22 protein-coding genes are annotated in these 22,193 nt (G+C 58.7%); 1 reads left to right on the top strand and 21 read right to left on the bottom strand.

The features are described from left to right. Positions 1 to 1,014, bottom strand: coding sequence for a carbohydrate ABC transporter permease (locus CCGE525_RS04340; RefSeq protein ID WP_120703213.1), 1,014 nt, complete (start codon positions 1,012 to 1,014; stop codon positions 1 to 3). A gap of 132 nt (positions 1,015 to 1,146) precedes the next feature. Beyond that, the gene (locus CCGE525_RS04335; protein WP_120706242.1) at positions 1,147 to 2,508 is read right to left on the bottom strand and encodes an ABC transporter substrate-binding protein; all 1,362 of its coding nucleotides are present in this window, start codon (positions 2,506 to 2,508) and stop codon (positions 1,147 to 1,149) included. 329 nt (positions 2,509 to 2,837) lie between these two features. Between CCGE525_RS04335 and CCGE525_RS04330 the strand changes: the two genes are divergently transcribed. Continuing rightward, on the top strand, positions 2,838 to 3,863 hold the full coding sequence (locus CCGE525_RS04330; RefSeq protein ID WP_120706241.1) for a substrate-binding domain-containing protein: 1,026 nt from the start codon (positions 2,838 to 2,840) through the stop codon (positions 3,861 to 3,863). 83 nt (positions 3,864 to 3,946) lie between these two features. On the opposite strand, the gene CCGE525_RS04325 is transcribed toward CCGE525_RS04330, so the two are convergent. The 19 genes from CCGE525_RS04325 to CCGE525_RS04235 form a co-directional block, all read right to left on the bottom strand. After that, complete coding sequence (locus tag CCGE525_RS04325) at positions 3,947 to 4,846, bottom strand: bifunctional methylenetetrahydrofolate dehydrogenase/methenyltetrahydrofolate cyclohydrolase (RefSeq protein WP_120703212.1); 900 nt, start codon at positions 4,844 to 4,846, stop codon at positions 3,947 to 3,949. Positions 4,847 to 4,963: 117 nt separating this feature from the next. Further along, entirely contained in the window at positions 4,964 to 6,898 is a 1,935-nt protein-coding gene (locus CCGE525_RS04320; protein WP_120703211.1) for a GumC domain-containing protein, read from the bottom strand. 102 nt (positions 6,899 to 7,000) lie between these two features. Beyond that, positions 7,001 to 7,843, bottom strand: coding sequence for a WecB/TagA/CpsF family glycosyltransferase (locus tag CCGE525_RS04315; RefSeq protein WP_120703210.1), 843 nt, complete (start codon positions 7,841 to 7,843; stop codon positions 7,001 to 7,003). A gap of 254 nt (positions 7,844 to 8,097) precedes the next feature. Then, on the bottom strand, positions 8,098 to 8,634 hold the full coding sequence (locus CCGE525_RS04310; protein ID WP_120703209.1) for a hypothetical protein: 537 nt from the start codon (positions 8,632 to 8,634) through the stop codon (positions 8,098 to 8,100). Continuing rightward, positions 8,631 to 8,999 carry a hypothetical protein gene (locus CCGE525_RS04305; protein ID WP_120703208.1) on the bottom strand — a complete coding sequence of 123 codons (369 nt, stop codon included), beginning with the start codon at positions 8,997 to 8,999 and terminating at the stop codon, positions 8,631 to 8,633. Before CCGE525_RS04305 ends, CCGE525_RS04310 begins: the two co-directional genes overlap by 4 nt. Before the next feature lie 13 nt (positions 9,000 to 9,012). Then, positions 9,013 to 9,609, bottom strand: a complete 597-nt coding sequence (locus CCGE525_RS04300) for a rod-binding protein (protein WP_120703207.1) — start codon at positions 9,607 to 9,609, stop codon at positions 9,013 to 9,015. A 132-nt stretch (positions 9,610 to 9,741) separates the two neighbouring features. Beyond that, the gene (locus tag CCGE525_RS04295) at positions 9,742 to 10,161 is read right to left on the bottom strand and encodes a hypothetical protein (RefSeq protein ID WP_120703206.1); all 420 of its coding nucleotides are present in this window, start codon (positions 10,159 to 10,161) and stop codon (positions 9,742 to 9,744) included. A gap of 119 nt (positions 10,162 to 10,280) precedes the next feature. After that, on the bottom strand, positions 10,281 to 11,033 hold the full coding sequence (gene fliR / locus CCGE525_RS04290; protein ID WP_120703205.1) for a flagellar biosynthetic protein FliR: 753 nt from the start codon (positions 11,031 to 11,033) through the stop codon (positions 10,281 to 10,283). Further along, positions 11,030 to 13,117 (bottom strand): flagellar biosynthesis protein FlhA, encoded by a 2,088-nt coding sequence (flhA, locus tag CCGE525_RS04285; protein WP_120703204.1) that lies wholly within the window; start codon positions 13,115 to 13,117, stop codon positions 11,030 to 11,032. Before flhA ends, fliR begins: the two co-directional genes overlap by 4 nt. 172 nt (positions 13,118 to 13,289) lie before the next feature. Beyond that, positions 13,290 to 13,556, bottom strand: a complete 267-nt coding sequence (gene fliQ / locus CCGE525_RS04280) for a flagellar biosynthesis protein FliQ (protein ID WP_120703203.1) — start codon at positions 13,554 to 13,556, stop codon at positions 13,290 to 13,292. Positions 13,557 to 13,587: 31 nt separating this feature from the next. After that, positions 13,588 to 14,094 (bottom strand): flagellar hook assembly protein FlgD, encoded by a 507-nt coding sequence (gene flgD, locus CCGE525_RS04275; RefSeq protein WP_120703202.1) that lies wholly within the window; start codon positions 14,092 to 14,094, stop codon positions 13,588 to 13,590. Next, the gene (flbT, locus tag CCGE525_RS04270) at positions 14,085 to 14,534 is read right to left on the bottom strand and encodes a flagellar biosynthesis repressor FlbT (protein WP_120703201.1); all 450 of its coding nucleotides are present in this window, start codon (positions 14,532 to 14,534) and stop codon (positions 14,085 to 14,087) included. The genes flgD and flbT overlap by 10 nt, the downstream gene beginning before the upstream one ends. Next, the gene (gene flaF / locus CCGE525_RS04265; protein ID WP_028751223.1) at positions 14,531 to 14,878 is read right to left on the bottom strand and encodes a flagellar biosynthesis regulator FlaF; all 348 of its coding nucleotides are present in this window, start codon (positions 14,876 to 14,878) and stop codon (positions 14,531 to 14,533) included. The genes flbT and flaF overlap by 4 nt, the downstream gene beginning before the upstream one ends. Positions 14,879 to 14,915: 37 nt before the next feature. Beyond that, entirely contained in the window at positions 14,916 to 15,989 is a 1,074-nt protein-coding gene (locus CCGE525_RS04260; RefSeq protein WP_120703200.1) for a flagellar hook-associated family protein, read from the bottom strand. Between the two features lie 3 nt (positions 15,990 to 15,992). Beyond that, complete coding sequence (gene flgK, locus CCGE525_RS04255; RefSeq protein ID WP_120703199.1) at positions 15,993 to 17,489, bottom strand: flagellar hook-associated protein FlgK; 1,497 nt, start codon at positions 17,487 to 17,489, stop codon at positions 15,993 to 15,995. Positions 17,490 to 17,516: 27 nt separating this feature from the next. Next, positions 17,517 to 18,776, bottom strand: a complete 1,260-nt coding sequence (locus CCGE525_RS04250) for a flagellar hook protein FlgE (RefSeq protein ID WP_120703198.1) — start codon at positions 18,774 to 18,776, stop codon at positions 17,517 to 17,519. Positions 18,777 to 19,066: 290 nt separating this feature from the next. Then, the gene (gene rem, locus CCGE525_RS04245; protein ID WP_120703197.1) at positions 19,067 to 19,738 is read right to left on the bottom strand and encodes a transcriptional activator Rem; all 672 of its coding nucleotides are present in this window, start codon (positions 19,736 to 19,738) and stop codon (positions 19,067 to 19,069) included. Between the two features lie 280 nt (positions 19,739 to 20,018). Next, entirely contained in the window at positions 20,019 to 20,606 is a 588-nt protein-coding gene (locus tag CCGE525_RS04240) for a transglycosylase SLT domain-containing protein (RefSeq protein ID WP_120703196.1), read from the bottom strand. Further along, entirely contained in the window at positions 20,554 to 22,191 is a 1,638-nt protein-coding gene (locus tag CCGE525_RS04235; protein ID WP_120703195.1) for a flagellar hook-length control protein FliK, read from the bottom strand. Before CCGE525_RS04235 ends, CCGE525_RS04240 begins: the two co-directional genes overlap by 53 nt. Positions 22,192 to 22,193 lie beyond the last annotated feature (2 nt).

Raw genomic sequence — 22,193 nt, 5'->3', positions numbered from 1 at the left:
TCAGTGCCCCTTCGTTTCTGCGTTTGCACGACGGATGTTCCAGATCATGATCGGCGTGACCGCGATCATGATAACCAGCGCAATGACGGCACTACGGCCGGAATCAAAACCTCGGAACGCCCAGTTGAACATCAGGTTCGCAAGAACCATCGTATCCCACTGACCGTTGGTCATGGTCAGAACGATGTCGAAAACCTTCAGGACTAGGATTGTGATGGTGGTCCAAACCGTGGCGATCGTGCCCCAGACCTGCGGCACCATGATCTTCCAGAAAATCTGCCAGCCATTGGCGCCGTCGATGACGGCCGCTTCAATCGTTTCCTCCGGAATGCCGCGAAGGGCGGCCGACAGGATGACCATGGCGAAGCCGGTCTGAATCCAGATCAGCATGATCATTAGGAAGAAGTTATTCCAGAAGGGGATGGTGATCCAAACCTGGGGCGTACCGCCAAAGAGCTGCACGATCGCGTTCAGCAAGCCGATCTGCGCGTCGGTGCCGCCGCGATATTCGTAGATGAATTTCCAGATGACCGATGCGCCGACGAAGGAGATCGCCATCGGCATGAAGATGACCGCCTTGGCGATGTTGCCCCACCAGATGCGATCGGTCATAACGGCGATAACGAGACCGAAGAAGGTGCAGGCGGCCGGAACGACGGCGAGCCAGAGGATATTATTGAAGATCGACCGGCGGAATTCGTTGTCGTTGACGGCCCAGACATAGTTGGCGCCACCGACGAATTGATTGCCGTCAGGACCATAGAAGGACAGGATGAGCGTCGCAACCACCGGATACATCAAATAGATGGCGAGGAGGCTAACTGCCGGCCCGAGGAAAAGCCAGGGGCGGATTATGCCGCGGCGACGCAGATTGACCGCGACCCGGTGAACATCGCCACCTTCTTTTGCCGGGAAAATTATCTCCAGCAGCTTGTTGGAAAAGAGAAAATAAGCGGCGCAAACGGCAACGCCAAATATCATGGCTCCAACCGCCGTCAGTATCTGCGAAATCATCCTTCCCTCCCGGATTATTGCTTGCTTGAAGCCGCCCGTCCGGCGGCGTCAGCGCCCCTCTAGGCATCGGCCGCGACAGGGTGGGGTGGCGTCGCCGGGAGATGCCGGCGACGCGCTTCCGCGATGTTATGATTACTTGATGGAGTCCCACGTCTTCTGGATTTCGTCGGCGGAGTCCTGAGCCGACTTGCCGCCGACGAAGTCCACCATGCCGGTCCAGAACGAGCCTGCGCCGATCTTGCCCGGCATCAGGTCCGAACCGTCAAAGCGGAAGGTGGTGGCCGTGGTTAGGATCTCGCCTTCCTTACGGAGGGTATCGTTGGCATAGGCGGCGGTATTGACGGCCTTGTATGGTGTCAGGAAGCCGGACTGCGCCATCCAGATTTCCTGGGCAATCGGCGTCTGCAGGAACTGGATGAAGGCGCGGGCAGCCTTCGAATCCTTGGTAATCGTTGCCAGCGTGCCAGCACCTTCGACCGGCTTGCCGAGTTCAGGATGCGAGGCAAAGGGCGGGAAGTAGAAGAAATCCACATCCTGGCCGAGCTTGGTACCTTCCGGGAAGAAGGACGGAATGAAGGATGCCTGCTTGTGCATGTAGCACTTCGGCGGAACCGTGAAGAGACCCTTCGGGCTATCGCGGAAGTCCGTCGACGCAACTGATGCAACGCCACCGGCGACATATTTCGGGTTCTTCGCGAACTTGCCGAATTCCTCGATGGCCGCGACGACCTTCGGATCGTTGAACTTCAGCGTATTGTCGACCCAGTGATCATAATCCTGCGGCGAGTTCATGAGCAGCATCATCTCTTCGACCCAGTCGGTCGCCGGCCAGCCGGTCGCGCCACCGGAGCCAAGACCGATACACCAGGGAGTGCCGCCATCCTTGACGATCTGATCGGAAAGCTTGATCAGATCTTCCATGGTCGTCGGGACCTTATAGCCGGCCTCTTCGAAATTTTCCGGCACATACCAGACGAGCGACTTCAGATCGGCCTTGTACGGGAAGGCGTAGAAGGCCTCCTTGCCGTCCTTGCCCTTATAGGTGCCGTAGCTTACCCAGCTATCGCCAGCGCCGTAGTTCGTCTTGACCCAGTTGGCGAGATCGTCGCCGAGCGGCGTCAGATAGCCCTTGCTGGCGAGGTTGGCGAGCAGGCCCGGTTGCGGCAGGATCGCGACGTTCGGCGGCGAACCGGCCTGGGTGTCGATGACGATCTGCTGCTCATAGTTTTCCGAGGACGAATACTTGGCGTTAACCCCGGTCGCTTCGACAAAATAATTCAGAACGCTGGTAAAGAGCGCTTCGTCTTCGCCGCGCCATGGACCGAAGATGGTCAGCGTCTCGCCCTTCAAATCCCCATGGGCGGCCTTGAAATCGTCAAAGCTCTTCCAGTTGAACTTGGAGTCCTGGCCGGGCTGGAACTTCAAATCAGCAGCCAGTGCCGTGCCGGCCGTCAGGGCTGCAACGGCAACGGTCATCAAAAACAATTTCTTCATGTGGTTGTCCTCCCAAATCAATCCCACGAGCCCGAACATGATTTACATGCTGCGCGCCCATTTCTCAAAGCGCTTTGGCTACTCACTCATTCCATTGCGGGCAGAGCAAAGTCAAGCGAATTTGTGAATTCGGCTAATATACACCCAAATCTGGCAATGCAGCATGAAATGCGCATCAATATTTCCACAATCAGACGTATTTCATTCGCAATCCGCCTTGTTTCAAATGCACTGCCTGCTACATAGTCAAAAGCGCTTTGGAAGCCAGTCGCATGGCGGGAGGACGCCATTGCGCCGCAGATAATGAGCAGATGGAGGAGCGGAGCCACGTGAATCTGAAGCAGCTATCGCAAATGTTAGGCCTGTCGCAGACCACTGTCAGCCGTGCTTTGAACGGATATCCGGAGGTCAATCGCGAAACCCGCGAGCGAGTGCTCAAAGCGGTTCGGGAAACGGGTTATCGTCCCAACAAGGCGGCGCAACGGCTGGCGACCGGCAAGGCCGGCTCGATCGGCCTGGTCATGCCGACGGCGCCCGGTCATCCCTCCGATGTGCATTTCAGCGAGTTCCTGACCGGCCTTGGCGAAGAAGCGTTGCGGCATGATTTCCATTTCGTTCTGACGCCGGCCGATCCGAATGACGAAGTCGGGGCGCTGAAGCGGCTTGCCGCCAGCGGCAACGTCGACGCTTTGTTCGTTACCTACATGCGCGGCCATGATCCACGCGTCGAAATGCTGAAATCATTGTCCATGCCTTTCCTGGTGCATGGACGGTCCTTTGGGACCGAGCCGGATTACCCCTATCTCGATATCGACAATGAGGCGGCCTTCTACGACGCCACGAAACTGCTGCTGCAGCTTGGCCACAAACGTTTTGCGCTGCTGAACGGACCGATCTATCTCGATTTCGCCATCCGGCGAAAAAACGGTGTGGTCGCAGCACTTGCCGAACGCGGTCTGACGCTGGACGAGACCTATGTCAGCCATACACCGATGACCGATGAACAGGGCCTCTTTGCGATGGAGCGTATCCTGCAGCTCGATGAGCCGCCAACCGCCATCCTCTGCTCCAGCACCGTGCTGGCGCTCGGCGCTGTGCGCGCCATCAACCAGGCGAAACTGAAGTTGGGCGAAGATATTTCGCTGATCGCGCATGACGATGTGCTGACACTGTTGAAGCCTGAGAATTTCACCGTGCCGCTGACGACCACGCGCTCATCGCTGCGCGCTGCCGGCGTACGTGTCGCAGAGCGGTTGATCGGCGAAATCAAGCAACTTGAAACTTTTCCCAAGCAGGAGCTTTGGAAGGCCGAGCTGATCGTGCGCGCCTCGACCGGCGTAGCGCCGGCCGACTAACGCATTTAATTGGCATGATCTATCCGAAAATCGCTTCACGCTTTTCGCGGTGCGGTCCTTCGGTTCGGGATCATGCTCCGACGTCAGAACTTCGGCGCCGGCTTGCCGGCGGCACGATGGGCGGCAATGGAGGTATTGGCCATCAGCATGGCGATGGTCATCGGGCCGACGCCGCCCGGCACCGGGGTGATGACGGCGGCAACTTCCGCGGCTTCCGTAAAGGCGACATCGCCGACAAGGCGAGTTTTGCCCTCCCCCTTGTCCGGCGCGGCGATGCGGTTGATGCCGACATCGATGACGGTCGCACCGGGCTTGATCCAATCCGCTTTCACCATTTCCGGCCGGCCGACGGCGGCCACCAGAATATCGGCGCCGCGGGCGACGGCGGCCAAGTCCTTCGTGCGCGAATGCGCCGTCGTCACGGTCGCATTGGCATGAATCAGCAGCTGCGCCATCGGCTTGCCGAAGAGGTTGGAGCGGCCGATGACGACGGCGGTGAGACCCGACAGGTCTTCGCCATGCATGCGGCGCACCAGCAGCATGGCGCCGGCCGGCGTGCAGGAGATCAGGCCGGTGTCGAGATCGCCGGTCGCCAGCTTGCCGGCATTAACGACATTCAAGCCGTCGACGTCCTTGTCCGGCCGGATCGACTGGATGATCGCTTCGGCATTCAGGTGCTTCGGCAATGGCAATTGCACCAGGATGCCATGAATGGCAGCGTCCTCGTTCAGCGACGCCACCAGCCTTGCCAGCTCATCCTGCGTCGTCTCGGCGGGCAACGTGTGCTGGATGGAATTGAAGCCGCATTCCTTGGCCATGCGGCTCTTGGAGCTGACATAGGTGTGGCTGGCCGGATCATCGCCGACGATGACGACGGCCAGTCCGGTCTTCGTGCCCGTGTCCCTTTCGAGCGCAGCGGTCGCGGTCTTCACCGCATCAATTACCGAAGCAGCCACCCGCTTGCCATCGATCACAGTCGTCACGCCTATCTCCCGATATAGTTTCGGCGGCAATCTACAAGCCATCGGCCCGACGGATTTGCCTGCCAACGCCCTATGGTGTCTGAAAGCGGTAATTGCAAGGAGAAATCGGCCGAGAGATCAGCCGCGCACCGTCTGCCGGCGCGAAGCATAGGTCTCGACTTTCGCACGCAACAGCGCCAGCTCGCGCTGGATCTGCGTCAGCCCCTCGGTGGCGATGGGACGATCATTGGCAACCGGAATAGCGGCGTCGAAGTGCGGTTGCGGCACCGGCATTGGTCGCGGCTGCGGGGCCGGCTCGGGGTCGTGACTGAAAACCGGCTCGGGCGCTACGATGCGTTCGGCCGTCTGATCCTCAGGAAGCAATGCGCCACCCATCCATTTCCGAAGGAAAACCAAGCAGAGCGCGGCGCCGAGGCCCATCAGGAAACCGGCTGTCTGGCGGCCCGCAAGATTGTCGTCGAGGGGCGCCTTGGCAGCGACGGCAGGGGCGATAACGGCGATCGGCACTTTGACTTCGGGTGGCTGCGTTTCGGCGCTTTGCGAATCGGCTTCATAACGGCTCTGTGCGGCTGCAACATCGTCCTGAAGCTGACCAAGGCTGGCCATGTCGACATCGGTGCTTCTCTGGCTGAGAGCGGTCAGCCGCGCGGTAAGCGCCGCCTGGTTCTCAAGTGAGACTTTCAGGCTCGCATCGCTATTGGCGACCAGACGCTGAAGCTGGTTGCGGATATCGGCGGCCAGGCCATCGACCGTCGCCTGCTGTGCCAGCAGGCGGGGATGGCGCGGTCCGAGCTGCGTGGAGAGCTGGGTCAGCACGATCTTGGCGGCACTATAGCGACTGCGCAGATCATCCAGACCGGCGGACGACAGATTCCCCGGCAGCGCGCCACTCACGACACTGGCAGGCGTCGCGGATTTGGCGGCCGAGACGCGGACCTTTGCGCTTTGTACCGCAATTTCAGCGGCTTTGATCTCGCCATCCAATTGCTGACGTTTTTGCTGAAGATCCAGCGCCGCCTCGATCTTGTCGTCACCGTATTGCGCCTTGAAATTGGCCAGTGCGGCCCTGGCTTGATCGAGCTCCTTGAGGCTCCGGTCGACATGAGGACTGCTTTTGCCGGCTGGGCCCGCGCCTTGCGCGACGATGGCGTCGTAGATAGCCGCATCGGCCAGACGGTTGGCGATCTCGGCCGATCTTGCGGGATCGGCTGTCGTAACAGTGACATGCAAGGTGCCGCTCGGCACATCGACGTTGACGGTGATGTCTCGACGAAGGGCAGCCTGCGCACGCGAGGGAGCGTCGGAAGCGTTGCCATTGCCGGACAGCAATTCCATGGCAACACCGATCGCGCCGGCCTTATTGCCGGTAAATTCCGGATCACGGTCGAGTTTCAGCCTGGCAACAAGATCGGAAAGCAAGGATGGCGCGACGATGCGTTTGGCGGTGACATCTAGAAGCGTCTGTCGCGTGCTCCCCTGCCCTTCCATCCGCAGCGCGGTGTGAGAGACATAACGCGGCGGAGCCGCCAGCATTGCCGGCATGAAAGCGCCTGCCAGCGAGGCGGCGACGACGAAGGCAATGGAGCCGAAGCCGAACCTCCAGCGACGACGGGGCAGATGTGCAATCGCTGAAACAGCCGACAGATCGGCCGGAAGCGAAAGCTCAATCCCGGTGTCATCGACGCGAGACGAGGCGGAGGATTGATCGACGGTCGGCTCCGGCTGCCGCTCAACGATCGTTTCGGGCGCTATCGGGCGGTTTTGCAGGATACTGCGGATACGATCGGGCAGCGGCTGAGCTTCGTTGGCACCGGCGGCCGCAGATTTTTTCCGCCCTGAGACGGGATAGGGGTCGCCGTCCAGCATCTTTTGGATGACGGCCAGCAATTCCGCATCGCTCGCGGCTTCGCGATCGTTCAGCTGGACATTGGCGGCAACGAGATAGCCATCCTTGCCGCGATCGAAATAGGCATGGCGTCCGGCTCCGCGGAGAGAGTCGAACGCTTCCGCATCGTCGGAATGGGGTCTGATCGTCGCCTTGCTTTCGAACATGCGGGTTGTCTCGCGCGCATGGTCAACGACCGATGCAGATGGTTAACCCACTCTAAATTTTCATGGCAAAGAAAAGGTTAACGGGGCCGCCGTGATAAGCGATCAACCGGCGAGCTTGTCGCGCGAAGGAAGCTGCAGCAGAGGCGTAGGCTGTGGCTCGGCGGCGCGCAGCATGCGCTCCTTGCGGCCGAACTGATGCCGGATGACCTGGTAGAAGAAGAGCGGCACGCCGAGAATGTAGCGCCGCCATAGCCTGCGCGGCTCCTGGAGCAGACGGAACATCCATTCGAAACGCAATGCGCGCACCAGAGCCGGAGCACGCGGCACCGTGCCTGAGACGAAATCGAAAAGCGCGCCAACTGTCAGCACCAACCGTGCATGCTGCGCATCGATATGCTCGGCAACCCATTTTTCCTGCAGCGGCGTCCCCATTGCGACGATCAGAACATCGATCTTCTGGCGGTTGACTTCCGCGGTGATCAGATCGCTTTTCGCCTTGTCGAAATAACCGTCCGCAATGACGATAAACTCATGCCATGGTGCATGCTCACGGAAGTTTTCCGCGGCCTTTTCAATAACATCGCGGCGGCCGCCGATCAGACCGATACGCTTCGGCCGCTCCATGAAGGTCAGCAGGGCCGGCACGAAATCGGTGCCGTTCAAATTGGCCGGAAAGGAGATTCCGTGAGCAGCACGCGAGGCGATATCCAGGCCAACACCGTCGGGCAGGACAAGGTTTTGCGCTAATACATCGCGATAGTCGCCGTCACGCAGCATCAGCAGCATGTTGTGGGCGTTGACGAAAGAAATGACGGTCTGGCCGACAGGAAGCGATGCCAGCTGGTTGATGAAGTTCAGCGCATCTTCCCAATTGAGGTCACAGACCGGTAAATCGAAAATCATGCGACGCGAAGCGAGCACGGCAAAATTTGCGACCTGTTTCACCCAAGACCTCCTGCCCCGGACGCTTCGCACGCCCAACACCGGCAAATTTCTCGACGCAGATCCTCCACCGCCTGTCCATTCGGTGGCATCGGAAACGTCGCTGAAGGTACTTATAACAAGGCCGTCCCAAGCTTCCGTTAGGAGAATCGATCGGAATTGCGAAAGGGAAGCAAGGATTTGCTAAGGCTGTTGCGGGCGATAGACGCGATAGGCCGCTCCATAACCGGAGCGGCCATGACCGGGCATCAACAGGCCTAATTTGCCGGCTTCGGCTCCGCGTCCGGTGCCGGATCGCCCTGGACGATCTTTACGGGCTTGACGGTTTTCTTGCCGGAGCCGGCACCGTTGTTGATCTCATCCTTGGAGAGGTAGTCGAGCTGTTCGACCAGCACGTCGGCGACGTAATCGCCGCCCAGGCGTTCATTCATCTTCTTCTTGATGTCGTTGCGGAAACCGGCAACATCGAAGCTCGCCGTGTGGGCAATATCGATCGTCTTGTTGCCCACCAGCAGCGAATAGAGTTGATCCGTCGTCAATTCCGTCAGCGGCGTCTGCAGCTCAGCGGCCTTGCCCTTCTCCATCATGAAGGAGATGCGGGTGATGAAGTAGCCGTTCACCTGGCCGTTGGCGATGACGGGCACGTTGATCGATTCGCCCTTGACGTATTCCTGCTGCGCCTTCTTGGCGTCGTCGGGATTGGTCGCGGGCGCCGTCGCCATCTGCACGGAAAAATAGACCGAAGCCAGTGTTACCGCGCAGACCCACAGGCCGGTGATGACGAGCTTGATCATCCGGCCTCACGGACGCGGAATTGCTCCTGCGAATAGGTGCCGTCTGCATCGGCATTCTGCACCGCATTCTTTAGGATATCGGCGACGGCACGGACGGCTTCGAGATGGGCTTCGACGCGGCGCGCGTTCAAGACCAGCTTCTTCTTCAGTCCGTGCAATTGCTCAATATGGGTGACGGCGAGTTCAGCCGGATTGGTATCGCGAAACAGCATCGACAACTCGTAGAGGCAGCGGCTCTTATTAGCATTCGACACCTTGAGATCGAATTCCGGGTCGGTGCCGATCCGGTTGTTCTCGTTGTCGATGATCATCTCCAGGCGGCCAAGGACCGTCTTGATCCGGTAGTCGTTCGAAATTACTTCCATGTCTTCCCCCCGCTTATACTTTCTTGGACGTCAGTGTGTCTTGATTGGTGACCGTCGTATCGCTGTCACCATTGGTATCGGACGCGGCAAGTGTCTTTCGCTGGAAATCGGCGATTGCGCTCAAGGCCATCTTCTTATCGTTCTCATTGGTCGCCGAGTTGATGGCGCCGGTGTTGCGCATCTTGGAAACTTGTTCCTGATACATTTTCTCGGCAATGCCTACGCCGCCATTCTTGGCGAGGGAGTTGCCGAGCTGCTCGGCCATCATGCCCTTCCAGATTTCGCCGGCAGAGCCCTTGCCATAGAGTGTTTCGCTATTCGGCAGCATGTTCTTCACGAAATTCTGCAGCACCATGGCTTCGAACTTGTGATAGACCTGCGGAACTTTGGTCGGCGCGGTATGCGTGTTGGCATTGCTCAGGCCGGCCCGCGTTGCGGCGCTGTTGAGCGCATCTACGGTCGAGGCGAAACCATTGCCGTTTTCCGCCAGGCTGGTAGCGGCGAAGGCAGCCCTGTTGGCCGCGAGCTTTTCCTGGGCCGCCTGCACGTCGGCTGGATTGGCGGCCTGGACGACATCCAGGACCAAATCACTCGGAGGCGAAATAGCCACGTCACGTTTCCTTTCACTAAAGCATGATCCCGGGATGCGTGAAGCAACCATCGGGCGAGGTCATGCCGAATCGAACTGATAGAGCAAGGCGGCCATTCGACGAGACGCCATCCTGCTCTAAGATCGTGATGATTATGGTTTTTGAACCTTGCTGGAGGCTGGCGTAACGTCTGCGAAGCGCTGATCGATGATGTCGTAGACGGCATTGTCGTCTGCCTCGCGCGTTTCCAACTCGCGAGCGTCCCTCATATGCTCTTCCAACCGATCCGCCTTGGTGCGCTCTTGCAGCACCTTCGTCTCGATCAGCTTCTGGATGCCGTCAAGCTGCTGATCCTTAAGCGTCAGGCGGCCATAACGTTCGGCGTAATGGACCGAAAATGCCATATGCACAGGATCGGCCGAGCTGATCGCATCGATCAGCTTTTCCATCGACTGGCTGACCTCGTTGCGCTGGCGAGTCGTATCGGCGAGTTCGTTTTCCGCTATCCGCTCAAGATGGCGCTGTACGGCGACGAGGCGCTTCAGTTTTTCGGACCGGCTTTTTTCTGCCACGGCTCTTGTCCTGCCCCGCTAAAGCTCGTCGCGATCTTTCAGATTCGCTTCCACGCTTTAGCTCCTTGTTTTTGCATGTCGTTCTCGCAAAACCGCGACACGCTTTTGCGCGACATGCATTAATGCCCATTGAAGACGCCGAGGAAGGCATCGGAGAACTGGCTGATCATGGCCGCGATACTGAGATAGAGCATGAACAGGCCGCCCATCAGCTGGTAAGGCGTGGAGATGAAATAGATCGGGATCTGCGGCGCCAGCTTGTTGATGAAGCCGATCGAAATCTGGAACATCAAGCCGTAGAGCAGAAAGGGGCTCGCCAACCGCAGCATGATGAAAAAGGTGGACTGCAGCGTGTCCGTCACCGACACCAGTGAGGCGCGCGCTTCGATATGGCCACCGAAGGGAATGACGGAATAGGAATCGACCAGCGCCTGCAGGACGTAATGGTGGAAATCCAAAATGAACAGCATCATCAGCCCGCAGAAGCTGATCATACTGGTGAGCGCTGTCTCGTTCGACTCTTCGACGATGTCCATGCCACCCGGCGCATTGAAGCCAATCAGCATCGATATGACCGAGCCGGTGAATTGCAGCCCGAGCGTAAAAAGCCGCGCCATCATGCCGTACATCAGGCCGATCACCGTTTCGGTAAAGATCAGCCCGATATAGGTAACGCCGCTCTTGGAAACTTGCGGATAGATGGTGTTCCAAAGCAGCGGCAGGATTGCCATCGACAGCGCCGCCGCAAGCAGCACCCGAACCTGCTGCGGCACCCGGCCTGACGAAAACCCCGGTAGCACCATGATGCAGCCGCCGATGCGGCAGAAGGCGAGAAACAACGCCAGAATGGTGCCCTGGGGGTCTGTTATCATGAAATGGAACCTAGAATCTTGATCTCGATCCCCTTGGCCAATTCCACATGCGACAAGACCGGCAGAGTCGCGAACAGGCGTTCGATGATCATGCGCACATAGGAGCGCGTTTCCGGCGATGTGACAAGCACGAAGGGCAAGCCGCGATCCATGTATTCACGGATAACTTTGCCCGCCTGCTCGCTGAATTCTTCCAGGTTGCGCGGATCGATGTCGAACTCGACGATCTCGCCCTTCTGGTCACGCTTCAGCGCCTGGTGGAAAATGAGATCCCACTTGCTGCCGAGGCGGAGAACACGCAGCACGCCATTATCAGCGAGATCGCCGCAGAGCTGCTGCGCCATACGCACGCGAACATGTTCGACAATTTGCTCCGTCTTGCGCACATGCGGCGCAAGTTCGGCCACTGCTTCCAGAATGAGATGCAGGTTTCGGATCGACACGCGCTCGGCAAGCAGGAGCTTCAGCACCGCCTGCAGGCCGGAGTAGGACATATGCGACGAGCAGATCTCATCGGCGAGCTTCTTGTATTCCGGATCGAGGCGCTCGATCAGGATCTTCACGTCCTTATAGGAGAGAAGCGCCGGCAGGTTATTGCGGATCACTTCGCTCATATGGGTCAGCACGACGGAGACATTGTCGATCGGCTGGAAGCCTTCGCGCTTCAGATCCTCGGTGAAGGCTTCGAGGACAGACACGGCGGGCATGCCGAAGGCGGGCTCGCGGATCTCGTCGCCCGGAACGGTCGGCTTACGACCCGAGCCGGTGACGACGAGCACTTCGCCGACGCGTAGAATATTGGAGGCGACCGTCGTGCCGTGAATGCGGATCTGATAGGATTTGTCGGCAATGGCGATGTCGTCGGTCACCTTGATTTCCGGCACGACGAAACCGTATTGCGTCGCGAACTTCTTGCGCATCTTACCGACACGGAAGGCCAGTTCCTGATGCGCTCCGAGCAGCCGGGTCGAGACGATCTTGCCGAGCGCCAGTTCGATTTCCGAGGTCGTCAGAACCGACTTGACCGAATCCTTCTCCATTTCCTTCGTCTGCATCACCTTCTTTTCCTCAGCGTCGCGACGAAGCTTGTTTTCAGCTTCGACCTGCCGCGGAATGAACCAGGCGCCGCCGGCCATCAGACCGCCGAGAATGAGGAAGGGAATGAACGGCATGCCCGGCATGATGGCCAGGATGCCCATGAGGATGGCGGCGACGGCGAGCGCGCGCGGATAGCCGCTCAACTGGTTGATAACGGCCTGGTCAGTGGAGCCGGCGGTGCCGCCGCGCGAAACGAGAAGGCCGGCAGCGAGCGAGACGATGAGCGCCGGCATCTGCGACACCAGACCGTCACCGACCGAAAGCTTGACGAAGACGTCAGCCGCCTGGCCGATCTGCATGCCGTGGCGGAAATAACCGATGATGATGCCGCCGAAGATGTTGATACAGGTGATGAGCAGGCCGGCGACGGCATCGCCGCGCACGAATTTCGAGGCACCGTCCATCGCGCCGAAGAAGGAGCTTTCCTCCTCCAGTTCCTTGCGCCGCCGCTGGGCTTCCTTTTCGTCGATCAGTCCCGCCGAGAGATCAGCGTCGATCGCCATCTGCTTGCCGGGGATGGCATCGAGAGTGAAACGTGCGCCGACTTCGGCGATGCGCGTCGCACCCTTGGTGATGACGATGAAATTGATGGTGATCAGGATCATGAAGACGATCAGACCGATGACGAAATCGCCGGACATCACCAGGCTGGAGAAACCCGCAATCACGCCGCCCGCCGCATCGTGTCCCTCATAGCCGTGCGAGAGGATGACGCGCGTCGTCGCAATGTTCAGCGACAGGCGCGTCATGGTGGCGATCAGGAGGATGGTCGGAAAGGATGAGAATTCCAGCGGCTTCTTGATCCACAGCGCCACCATCAGGATCAGCACCGAGAGCGCGATCGAAAAGGCCAGACCCATGTCGATGAGGAATGGCGGGATCGGCAGGAACAGCACGCAAAGGATGACCATGATACCGAGGGCAAACCCGATATCACGAATGCTGGGATTGGCTTTGGGAAGTGCTAATGCGGGTGGTTGCGCCATCGACCGGTTCCGTCTCTTCATGAGAGGGGGCAAGCGGCTGACCCGTTTGCCCTATTCGGTCAGATCATTAAGAGGCGAAGCTTGCGCGAGAATGGCCTCGCGCTGATCGCCAGGCTCTTAACTTGCGCATGTCGTCATCGCAAAACCGCGGCGCACTTTTGCGCGACATGCTCTAGAACCCCGATTGGATTCGGGAGAAGACGAGGTTGGTGAAGATCGAAATCTGCGAGCCGACGAAGGGCGCCGTGATGCCGATGGTTACCATGACCGCGACGATCTTCGGCACGAAGGTCAATGTGGCCTCCTGCACCTGGGTCAACGCCTGAATCAAGGCGATGACCAGGCCGACCACCATCGCGGCAAGAACGGCCGGGCCGGAAGAGACGAGGACCGTCCAGATCGCCGCCTGGAAGATATCCAATGCGTCGGCTTCGTTCATGATATCCTCATCCTTTAGTTCAGCCGGCTCCTCATGAGCCGCTGGTTGAGTTCGTGCCAGACGAATCGCTGCTGCTACTATTATCCGTCGACGACGGCTTATCAATCGTCGTGCCAGCGGGAGCAACCGTAACGCCGGCCTGCAGGAGGACTTTGTCGCCTGCGTCGGTTTGCGCGATGATACCGTCAGAATAGACGGTAACTTCCTTGACGGTGCCGGTCACCGTGCCGTCGGCGCTCATGATCTGCTTGCCGATATAATTGGACGCATTCGAAATCCATTGGTTCTGCAGCACCGTTTCCAGGTGTGAGTTCGTCTGGATCTGCTGTTCGACCTGGGAGAAGCTGGCCAGCTGCGAAATCTGCTGGGTGGCATCCATCGGGCTGGTCGGGTCCTGCGTCTTCATCTGGGCGATGAGGAGCTGCAGAAAATCGTTGTAGTTCAGGCTGGCGCTCTGCTGCGCAGCAGCAGCGCTACTGGAGCTGCTGCTCGAGCTGCTATTATTGCTGTTGATCTGACTGACCGGATCTACCGCCACGGTGCGATCTCCCGGCGAATATGCTCGATCGTCGCAGCCGGCATTTCCTGGTTGTTCAGGATGTTATCCTCGACCGGATATAGCCCGCGGATCGCCTTCAGCGCGTCGAAGGCGCGGCCGGTCGCGACGAGGCCGTCGATGCGCTTCAGCTCAGCCAGCACTTCCTCATTATGGAAGCATGAGAGCAGCATGACGATCGACTTGCGGAACATCGCCGTCGATTGTTCCTTGCCTTCCGGATTGATAAGGATCATCTGCGCAATGAAATAGAGCTGGCGCAGAGGCGTCGTCGCATCTTCCGGCTGGAGAACGTGGTTCTCGAGCAGGAAGGTCACATCATTCAGGAATTCCAGGGCAACCTTGCGGTCAACGCGCAGCACGGCCCCGTTGATAAAAATTCTTTCCCCGGCTTTAAGCGATATGCGAAGCGTACTTTTCATTTAAGTCCATCCCTGATGATGGTGGTGACATCGATGATGCCTTGATAATTTTCCGACTGCCGCCTCCGGATCCGGTCGCATTCCTTCAGGATCCAGATTGCGATCGAGATTAGATTGGCACGCAGTTCGACATTAAGTTGGTTCTCTGGACTTTTCAGATCCTCGATGAAGCTGATCCAGACACGTCGTGTGTAGAACAGCGCCTCGATCGCTTCGCGGCCGTACTTCCCCTTGTCACGAGCCGCGGAGAGAAGAGCTATCGACCGGTCCAGAACTTGACGTTCTCGCTCCTTGGCGTCGGCCACTGCATCCTGCATGACTTCCGCATATGAGAACTGATACATTCATGCATCCTTCCTGGTCATTACATCCCTTTGATCATCAAAGGTAATTTACAAGGCTCAGTTGTTGTATCTTAGAGACGATAGTATAGGCTGTCTCGAGCTGAGTTTGGAGGCTGTTGACCTTGGTCGAAGCCGCATAAGGATCGACCCCGGTAAGATCACTGATATTAGTGTTAATGATGTCTTTCTGTGCGTTCAGCGATGTGTTCGCATCGGTGAGACGCGATTGCGACAGGCCGAGCTGGCTCGACTGATTGTTGATCCCGTCGATCGCCTGACGCGTATAGCTGGTGGCTTGGTCGTTGACCGCGTTCAACGCATCCTGGCTCAGGTTCAAACTCGAATCCATCAACGAATTGATGACAGTCGTTGCGAGCGCCAGAGAGCGCATGCCCGGTTCATTGGCATTGGTGGAGGAATCGATCACTTCCGAATTGCTGATGCGGCTCGACATGTTCTGACCCGAAGCAGCCGACCAGTTCGACCAGTCGTCCGAACCGGTGCCTGACGTGAACATCGGCTCGACCTGGGTGGTAATGAAATCCGTCATCTGGGCGCCCGTCAGCTGACTTACGGCTGCCGACGGTGAGCTCGCAGTTGGGTAAAGCGAAGCTGCGTATGTGTTCAGGTCATTTTGAATCGTTGTCTTCGCCGCCGCCGAATTATCGCTCATCGGCTGCACGTCTGTATTGGTGCCGGCGAACAGGTATTCGCCGTTGACCATGGTATTGGCATCGGAGACGAAGCTCGACAGTGTCGCGCTTGCCGTCTGCTGCGTCAGCGACAGGCTGCTGCCATCGGTATTGCCGCGCAGCGCCACCAGTTGATCCATCAGCTTTTGCGCTTGGGACGTCATGTCGCCCAGAGCCGTCTGGGATGACGACATGCGCTGGTCGGCGATCGAGTTGCTGCTGATCAGGGAATCGATGCGCGTCACTTCCCGCGTGAGATTGACGCTGAGCGCGGTGTTGCCGCCCAACGCGACGCCGATATCGGCATAGACGCCAGTCGTCGCCTCGGTCGAAGAATCCGTCATCTCATTCTGCGCCTGACGAATCGTCTGGCGCATAGCGTTCTGAATGGCCGTACTCGAAATGAAGGAAAGTTTCATGGCTTAGCTCGCAATATCCAGTACCGATTGAAGCATCTGGTTGACGGCGTTCAAGATCTTCGTTCCCGCCTTGTAGGACTGCTCGATGTCCATCATCAGGGTCAGCTCTTCGTCGAGATTGACGCCGGTCTGGTTTGAATAGACTTCCGATGAACGCGACAGTGCTGCGGAGGTATTTTCCGCTGCGGTATTCGCCGAGCTGCGCTGACCTTCCAGCCAGCCGATGGAATCGGACGCATAGTTCATGATGCTGGCGTTGGTGTCCGAGCCCGCATTGGGGTCGAAGTCCATCTTCGCGTCCATGCCGGTCACGTAGGAATCAAGCAGGTCGGAGTAGCCGCTGTCACCGCTGGTATTGACGGTGTAGCTCGTGTCGGGAGGAGTGCCTGAAGGGTCGTTGTTAATGCCGCCGTCGCGCAGGAGCGTGGGATCACCGCCCTGTGATGTGATCAGCTTCGGATTGACCGCAATCGTACCGGCCATTCCGGCGACGGCAGTGGAATCGGTCGGCACGGTACCGCCGCTCCAGTTGAAGAGACCGGGCAGGGTCGGCTTGCTGGGATCGCTGCTCTTCTCCGAAAACATCGTCACGAGGCCGCGCGCGATCTCATCGAGCTGCTTCTGATAGGTCGGAGCAACATCGTCGCGGACCTGAAGTGCCGCCTGAAGACTGCCCTGCGCCGTTGTGTTCGCGCCCTGGCCAGGGTCGAGCGCAACACCGTCGATATAAACATTGTTGCCGACGGTGCCGTCCGTGTAGGAATTCGTCGGCGTGAAGGTCACCTGGCGCGGTATCGTTTCGAACAGTGTCGCGCCACCGCTGGTATAGAGCGCCATGTCGCCGTTCGGCCGTGTTACGGTGGTGACGCCGACGATCTGCGAAATCTGCTTCAGGACCGCGTCGCGTTGGTCCATCGCATCCGACAGCGCAGAGGACGTGGGACCGGCGGTCGCAGTCGCGGTCTTGACCGCATCGTTCACCTGCTGGAACTGCTGCAGCAAGCTGTTCAGCGAGTCGACGTCCGAGCTGATTTCCTTGTCGGCGTCGGTGCGTATTCCGTTTACGGCCGTGGTGGCATTGTTCAGCGAGTTTGAGAGATCCTGAGCGGCGTTGATGGCCGATTGCGCCGCAGTGGTGCTGGACGGCGAACCGGCATAGGTCTGCATTGCCGTTTGCAGGGCGGCAAGGTAGGTGGCCGGCGCGATCTCGTTGTTGTTGCCACCGATCGTTCCGGATTGAATATCCTCATAACCCTTCAGCAGGCGTTGCTGAGCAGCATCGTCGGACGTGCTGCCCAGGAACGCTTTCTGCAAGGAAGGCTCGTCGGCGCGGGCGATCTTTACGACCTGCGCGCCAGTCATGTCGGTCGTCAACATCGCCTGGCGACGGGTATAATCCGCGTTGCCGGCATTGGCGATATTGTTCGATACGACACTGCTCTGCGTGCCGGTATTGTTGAATATCGCTTGCGCGTTATTGAGTGCTGTGGTGAGCGACATGGCTGGCCCGGTACCCTATCGTACTGATTAACGTTGCAGGTTGACGAGAACGTCCAGAAGCTCGGAGCCGGCCTGGAACACCTTGGAGTTCGCGGTGTAGCTCTTCTGCGCCTCGATCATGTTCGTCAGTTCGGTCGCAAGGTCGACGTTGGATTCTTCCAGCGCGCCCGACTGGATGTAGCCGAAGCCACCAGTTTGCGGAAAGCCGGTAACCGTAACGCCCGAGTTACCATTGGCCGAATAGACATTGCCGCTTTCGACTGTCAGATTGTCGGGGCTTGCCACCGTGGCGAGCGGGATACGGTAGAGGGGCTTGGTAGAGCTGTCCTTGTAGACAGCATTGACCGTCCCGTCCTTGCCGATCGTGACGCTCGTCACCGGATTGGGAGCCTGGCCGTTCATGCTGCCCGTTGCGTTAAAGGAGGTGGCGACCTGGGTGAAGCCCGAGAAATCCATCGAGATGGTTTGTCCGGACCCGAGGGCAATATCGAAGGAAGGGGCTGAAGACGAGTCTTGCTTACCGTTCGCATCAAAGGTCAGCGTGGTGCTGCCGACCAGGCCATCGCCGCCATAAGGGAACGGAGTGTCGCCCGTAGCCGCATCGGCGTGATTGTAGACCGACACGTCCCACGTGTTGTCCGCCGTCTTGGTGTAGTAAACGTCGAAGGTAACGGCATTGCCCTGGGGGTCATAACCGGTGATCGAGCTCTTGCTCGTGTCGCCGGTTACCGGTGCCGTATTGGAGGCTGGCAAGTTACCGGTCGCGATAGCGGCGTTGGAATTGAGGTTGCCTTCCATGTGACCGGTCGTCGACGCAATCGCGGTCACCCCGTTCTGGCTGACATTGATCGGCACCAGGCCGCTGAAGCCGTTGACGACCACAGACGGCGCCCCTGAGCCATAAGGATAGCCCATCAGCGTGAAACCGGCAGAATTCACAAGGTTGCCCGAAGGGTCTGGCGAAAAGTCGCCGGAGCGGCTCAGAAACGTTTGTCCGGACGAGCTCTGGACGACGAAGAAGCCGTTGCCCTGGATTGCGAGGTCGTTGCTCGAGGTCGTGTAGGAGATGTTGCCCTGCTGCGAGATCGCATAGTGGACCGACGTTTCGACGCCGCCGGAACTGTAGCTGCCGGCCGAGGAGGGCAGAACGAGAGAGGAAAAGCTCGTCGACGCTTCCTTGTAGCCGGTGGTGTTGGCATTGGCGATGTTGTCAGAAACGGTGCCCAAACGGTTCGCTTGGGCGTTCATCCCTGAAACCGCGGTTTTCATGCTGCCGAAAATGCTCATCTGGAATCCTCGTTTTCCTCGTAAGGCTGAGAGTAGGGAGTGGGCCTTGCGTGAAGCTGTCTGAAAAGAGGAAAAGCCGATCGTCATGAAGCAGCTTTTCGGAGATTGCTGCGACGCGCCCATAGGAGCGCACAAGGGTCGCAGTAACGGCAAGAATCGGCGCACCTTCGCATCCGAACACCGCGATCGATGTTCGGTCCCGCGTATAATCCTGGGGAATTGGGAGGAATTCTGGGGAGGGAATTACACGCGGGGTTCAAGCGTCGTTACGCCAAATCCCGATTGAAGCATCAATTCCAATCGATGCAGTAGCCAAGGAAGCGCTTGGAATCGACCGGGTCGAAGCCGAGCTTCTTGCGCAACTTCTTGCGCAGCTTGGAAATATGGCTTTCGACGACGTTCTCTTCGACTTCTTCGTCGAAGATGCCATAGATCGCATTGAAGATCTGCGTCTTGGTGACCCGGCGACCACGGTTGGCAATCAAATATTCCAGGATGCGCCGTTCACGCCGTGGCAGGGCGAAGACATCGCCGTTGATCTCCGGGTCACGGCCATCGGCGAAGACGCGAATCGGACCGATGTCGGTGTAGCTGGTGATCGCCTTCAGCCTGCGGCGGATCGCAGCCGCCCGTGCCAGGATCTCACGCGGATGTACCGGCTTACGCACGACATCGTCGACGCCGCAGTCGAAGAGCGCCAGCGTCGATTCCAACGAGGGCTGATCACTGACGGCAATGACCGGGGCCACCGAGCGGTCGCGAATCGCCCGAGGCAATTCGTGCACATGCTGTCCCTGTCCGATCAGAAATGCTTCGACCGCGGCGATATCGCCGTCCGCAGCAGTTGTGACCCATTCGCCGAATTCCCGGGGGTCGAATCCCGTCGACGGGATGCCCTCGCGTCCAAAGAGAGAAGTATAGCCGTCCTTAACGAGCTCACGCTCATCAACCACTACGATCATTCGTCCGCCTCCGAATCAGTGTGGTGTTTCGATGGACTATGGGTACGAATCGGGCGAATCACGAACAACTGAAGGAAATGAGTGACGGGAATTAACAATTGATTAAGAAATGGGGGGCGATTTGCACTAGATATAGTGGGTACCCTTCGTTTCACACCGATAAAAAAGTAGTTAGTTAGTATATTATTAATATATGTAATTCAGGCAATTTGAATGTTGTCAACCGTGCCAAAAAGGTTAGCAACGACGCACACAAAGCAATATACAACTTTTGGTTGGTTCAATTCTGGCAGAAAGTCGCCGCGTTGGGCGTCCATTTTCCGTATCCGGTGGCGACCAGATTGGCGATAACCCGGCAGACATAGACCTTCTGTTCGGGGTTATTGTTCGGGCCTGCGTGGTATCTTGCTACCGCCATTGTCCAGGTCTCATGCCTGTCATGGAGGTCGCGGAGGAACTTGGCGGCGTATTCGACATTGCGGTGCGGGTCGAACATATCGGCAACGGAGGCGAAATTTTCACCGTGAAAATACTGGTTGATCTGCATACAACCGATGTCGATCAGCTTCGCCCCGCTCTGCTTCGCCATGACGAAGGTCTGCAAGGCAGCGTTTTCCGAAGGCGGAAAAACCGGCCTGCCTTCGATATTGAGAGCATAGGGATAGAGCGAGCCCTTGCGCCCGGTCTCCGTCAAACCGACCGAATACAGGATGCCCTCCGGTATCCCGTATTTTGCTGCTGCAGACTGGATCTCGCGCTCGCAAAGGCCGGCGGCACCGGTATTCGGCGGAGCTCCATTTACAAAAGCAAGGGTGTCAGAGGTAAACGTCGCCAGAGCGCAGGCGCTGAGCACTGCCAGCAGCGCCATCTTCCGTGCCGCGTTCGCCCGAGCTGCGATTACCGTCATTGCCATTTGCCTGCTGCCCTGAATAGCTCTGCCCCTTTGGTCGCGCGTCCCCACCCTGCCCCTGATTCAATAGGGATTGCTGTTGGGACTGCCCCTGAAAGCCGGATTGCCTGCCGCTATCCGATTGCTGATCCGCGCTCGAGGCCAGGGTTACGGTGATGGAATCGACCTGATACCCTTGGGCACGCAACGCATCGATCATATGGCTCTGATCGGCGTGGAGCTGCCGATAGGCCTCTCCGGTCTGCACTTTGAGATCGACACTCAACTGATCGCCCGAAAGCCGCATGGTGGCGGTGACCTCGCCGAGATCGTTGGGGTGCAACTGGATCTTAAGCGTGTTGACGACCTTGCCGGTGCTTGTCCAGCTCGCTGCATTGGCGAGTGTGGAACCCGGCTGCATCGCGCCGGACCATTCTTGGTCTCCCGCAAGGGCGCCGGTAACCAGCGCCGTGTTGGAATTGGCCGCAAGACCGAGGTAGCGGCGGGAATCAAGCACGGTGACAGTCTCCGCGCTGCCGCTGCCAGATGCCTTGACGTCGACCTGTGCCGTATCGTCTTTACCTTTGCTGATCGACATATCGAGCGAACCGCCGCGCCCGTCGGCGCGAACCAACCGAAAGGTCTGCGCTGCGGTACTATTGTCGCCAGAGCCGGAAGCTGCCGTGCTGGCGTCCGTGGCGTTCGCCGACGTGTCCTTCAGCGCTGCATCGGCCAGCTTCGGCAAAGACTGATCCGGCTCCGCCTGCGTCTTGCCGTCAGCACCAGCAAACACAGTCGTAACGCTCTGCGGCGCACCCGCGACCGCGGCGGCTACCTGCGGGACATTCAGAAGCGACAGCGCATCCGACGCCGCACCGCCGGCTTGGGCGCTCTGCGTCACCGATGACTTACCATCATCGGTGGCGGATGCAGACTTTCCGTTCTTGACTGCCGGCGCCTGCGTCTTGCCGTCGCCATCATTCTGCACGGGCTGATCGCCAGCGATCGCGTCCGCCAGTTGCTGGGCGATATTATCGAGCTGACCCGAAGTTTGAGCCTTGCCCTGGACTTGGGTCTCATCCGTATTGCCGGCGGCATCGGTCGGCTGGGCCTTGTCGCCAGATGCCGTATCTACGGAGGCCGGATTCTGAAGGCCCATCAGCGATTTTGAAAGATTTGTCGCGCCCGTTCCCTGCGGGAACTTGGCGCCTCCGGTCTGTTTGGCGCCCGTGGCCAGTTCACCGAGATTCGTTGCGGACGGATCGATCACGTCGGCTCCGCCGTTGGTGCTGCCCCCCCCTGCCGAAGCAACCGCCGACGGATCGCCCGCCGAACTTTTCACCGCATCCGCACCGGTATTGTTATCAGTTCCGGTCGCCGTGTTGGTTGTGTCCGCATTGCCTTTGGCGGTAGAGTCGGACTTGCGCCCATTGCCGTGCGAGCTGGTCAGCGCGTCGAGAAACCCTTTGCCGTCACTGTCATCCTGCCTGGCCGAACGCCCGCCTTTGCCAATAGCAACCAGATCGGCCCCGGGCGGGGCACTGGAGATACCGATGTCCATCATGA

This window comes from Rhizobium jaguaris (assembly GCF_003627755.1).
In the GTDB taxonomy this organism is placed as follows: domain Bacteria; phylum Pseudomonadota; class Alphaproteobacteria; order Rhizobiales; family Rhizobiaceae; genus Rhizobium; species Rhizobium jaguaris.
This window is presented reverse-complemented; position numbering and strand designations above follow the sequence as displayed.

Coding starts and splice junctions, on each gene's coding strand:
- CCGE525_RS04250 (WP_120703198.1), bottom strand. CDS start 18,776: ATGAGCATTTTCGGCAGCATGAAAACCGCGGTTTCAGGGATGAACGCC.
- flgK (WP_120703199.1), bottom strand. CDS start 17,489: ATGTCGCTCACCACAGCACTCAATAACGCGCAAGCGATATTCAACAAT.
- CCGE525_RS04340 (WP_120703213.1), bottom strand. CDS start 1,014: ATGATTTCGCAGATACTGACGGCGGTTGGAGCCATGATATTTGGCGTT.
- CCGE525_RS04260 (WP_120703200.1), bottom strand. CDS start 15,989: ATGAAACTTTCCTTCATTTCGAGTACGGCCATTCAGAACGCTATGCGC.
- CCGE525_RS04235 (WP_120703195.1), bottom strand. CDS start 22,191: ATGATGGACATCGGTATCTCCAGTGCCCCGCCCGGGGCCGATCTGGTT.
- CCGE525_RS04320 (WP_120703211.1), bottom strand. CDS start 6,898: ATGTTCGAAAGCAAGGCGACGATCAGACCCCATTCCGACGATGCGGAA.
- rem (WP_120703197.1), bottom strand. CDS start 19,738: ATGATCGTAGTGGTTGATGAGCGTGAGCTCGTTAAGGACGGCTATACT.
- CCGE525_RS04240 (WP_120703196.1), bottom strand. CDS start 20,606: ATGGCGCTGCTGGCAGTGCTCAGCGCCTGCGCTCTGGCGACGTTTACC.
- flbT (WP_120703201.1), bottom strand. CDS start 14,534: ATGAAAAGTACGCTTCGCATATCGCTTAAAGCCGGGGAAAGAATTTTT.
- CCGE525_RS04305 (WP_120703208.1), bottom strand. CDS start 8,999: ATGGAAGTAATTTCGAACGACTACCGGATCAAGACGGTCCTTGGCCGC.
- flhA (WP_120703204.1), bottom strand. CDS start 13,117: ATGGCGCAACCACCCGCATTAGCACTTCCCAAAGCCAATCCCAGCATT.
- fliR (WP_120703205.1), bottom strand. CDS start 11,033: ATGATAACAGACCCCCAGGGCACCATTCTGGCGTTGTTTCTCGCCTTC.
- CCGE525_RS04335 (WP_120706242.1), bottom strand. CDS start 2,508: ATGAAGAAATTGTTTTTGATGACCGTTGCCGTTGCAGCCCTGACGGCC.
- CCGE525_RS04310 (WP_120703209.1), bottom strand. CDS start 8,634: ATGATCAAGCTCGTCATCACCGGCCTGTGGGTCTGCGCGGTAACACTG.
- flaF (WP_028751223.1), bottom strand. CDS start 14,878: ATGTATCAGTTCTCATATGCGGAAGTCATGCAGGATGCAGTGGCCGAC.
- fliQ (WP_120703203.1), bottom strand. CDS start 13,556: ATGAACGAAGCCGACGCATTGGATATCTTCCAGGCGGCGATCTGGACG.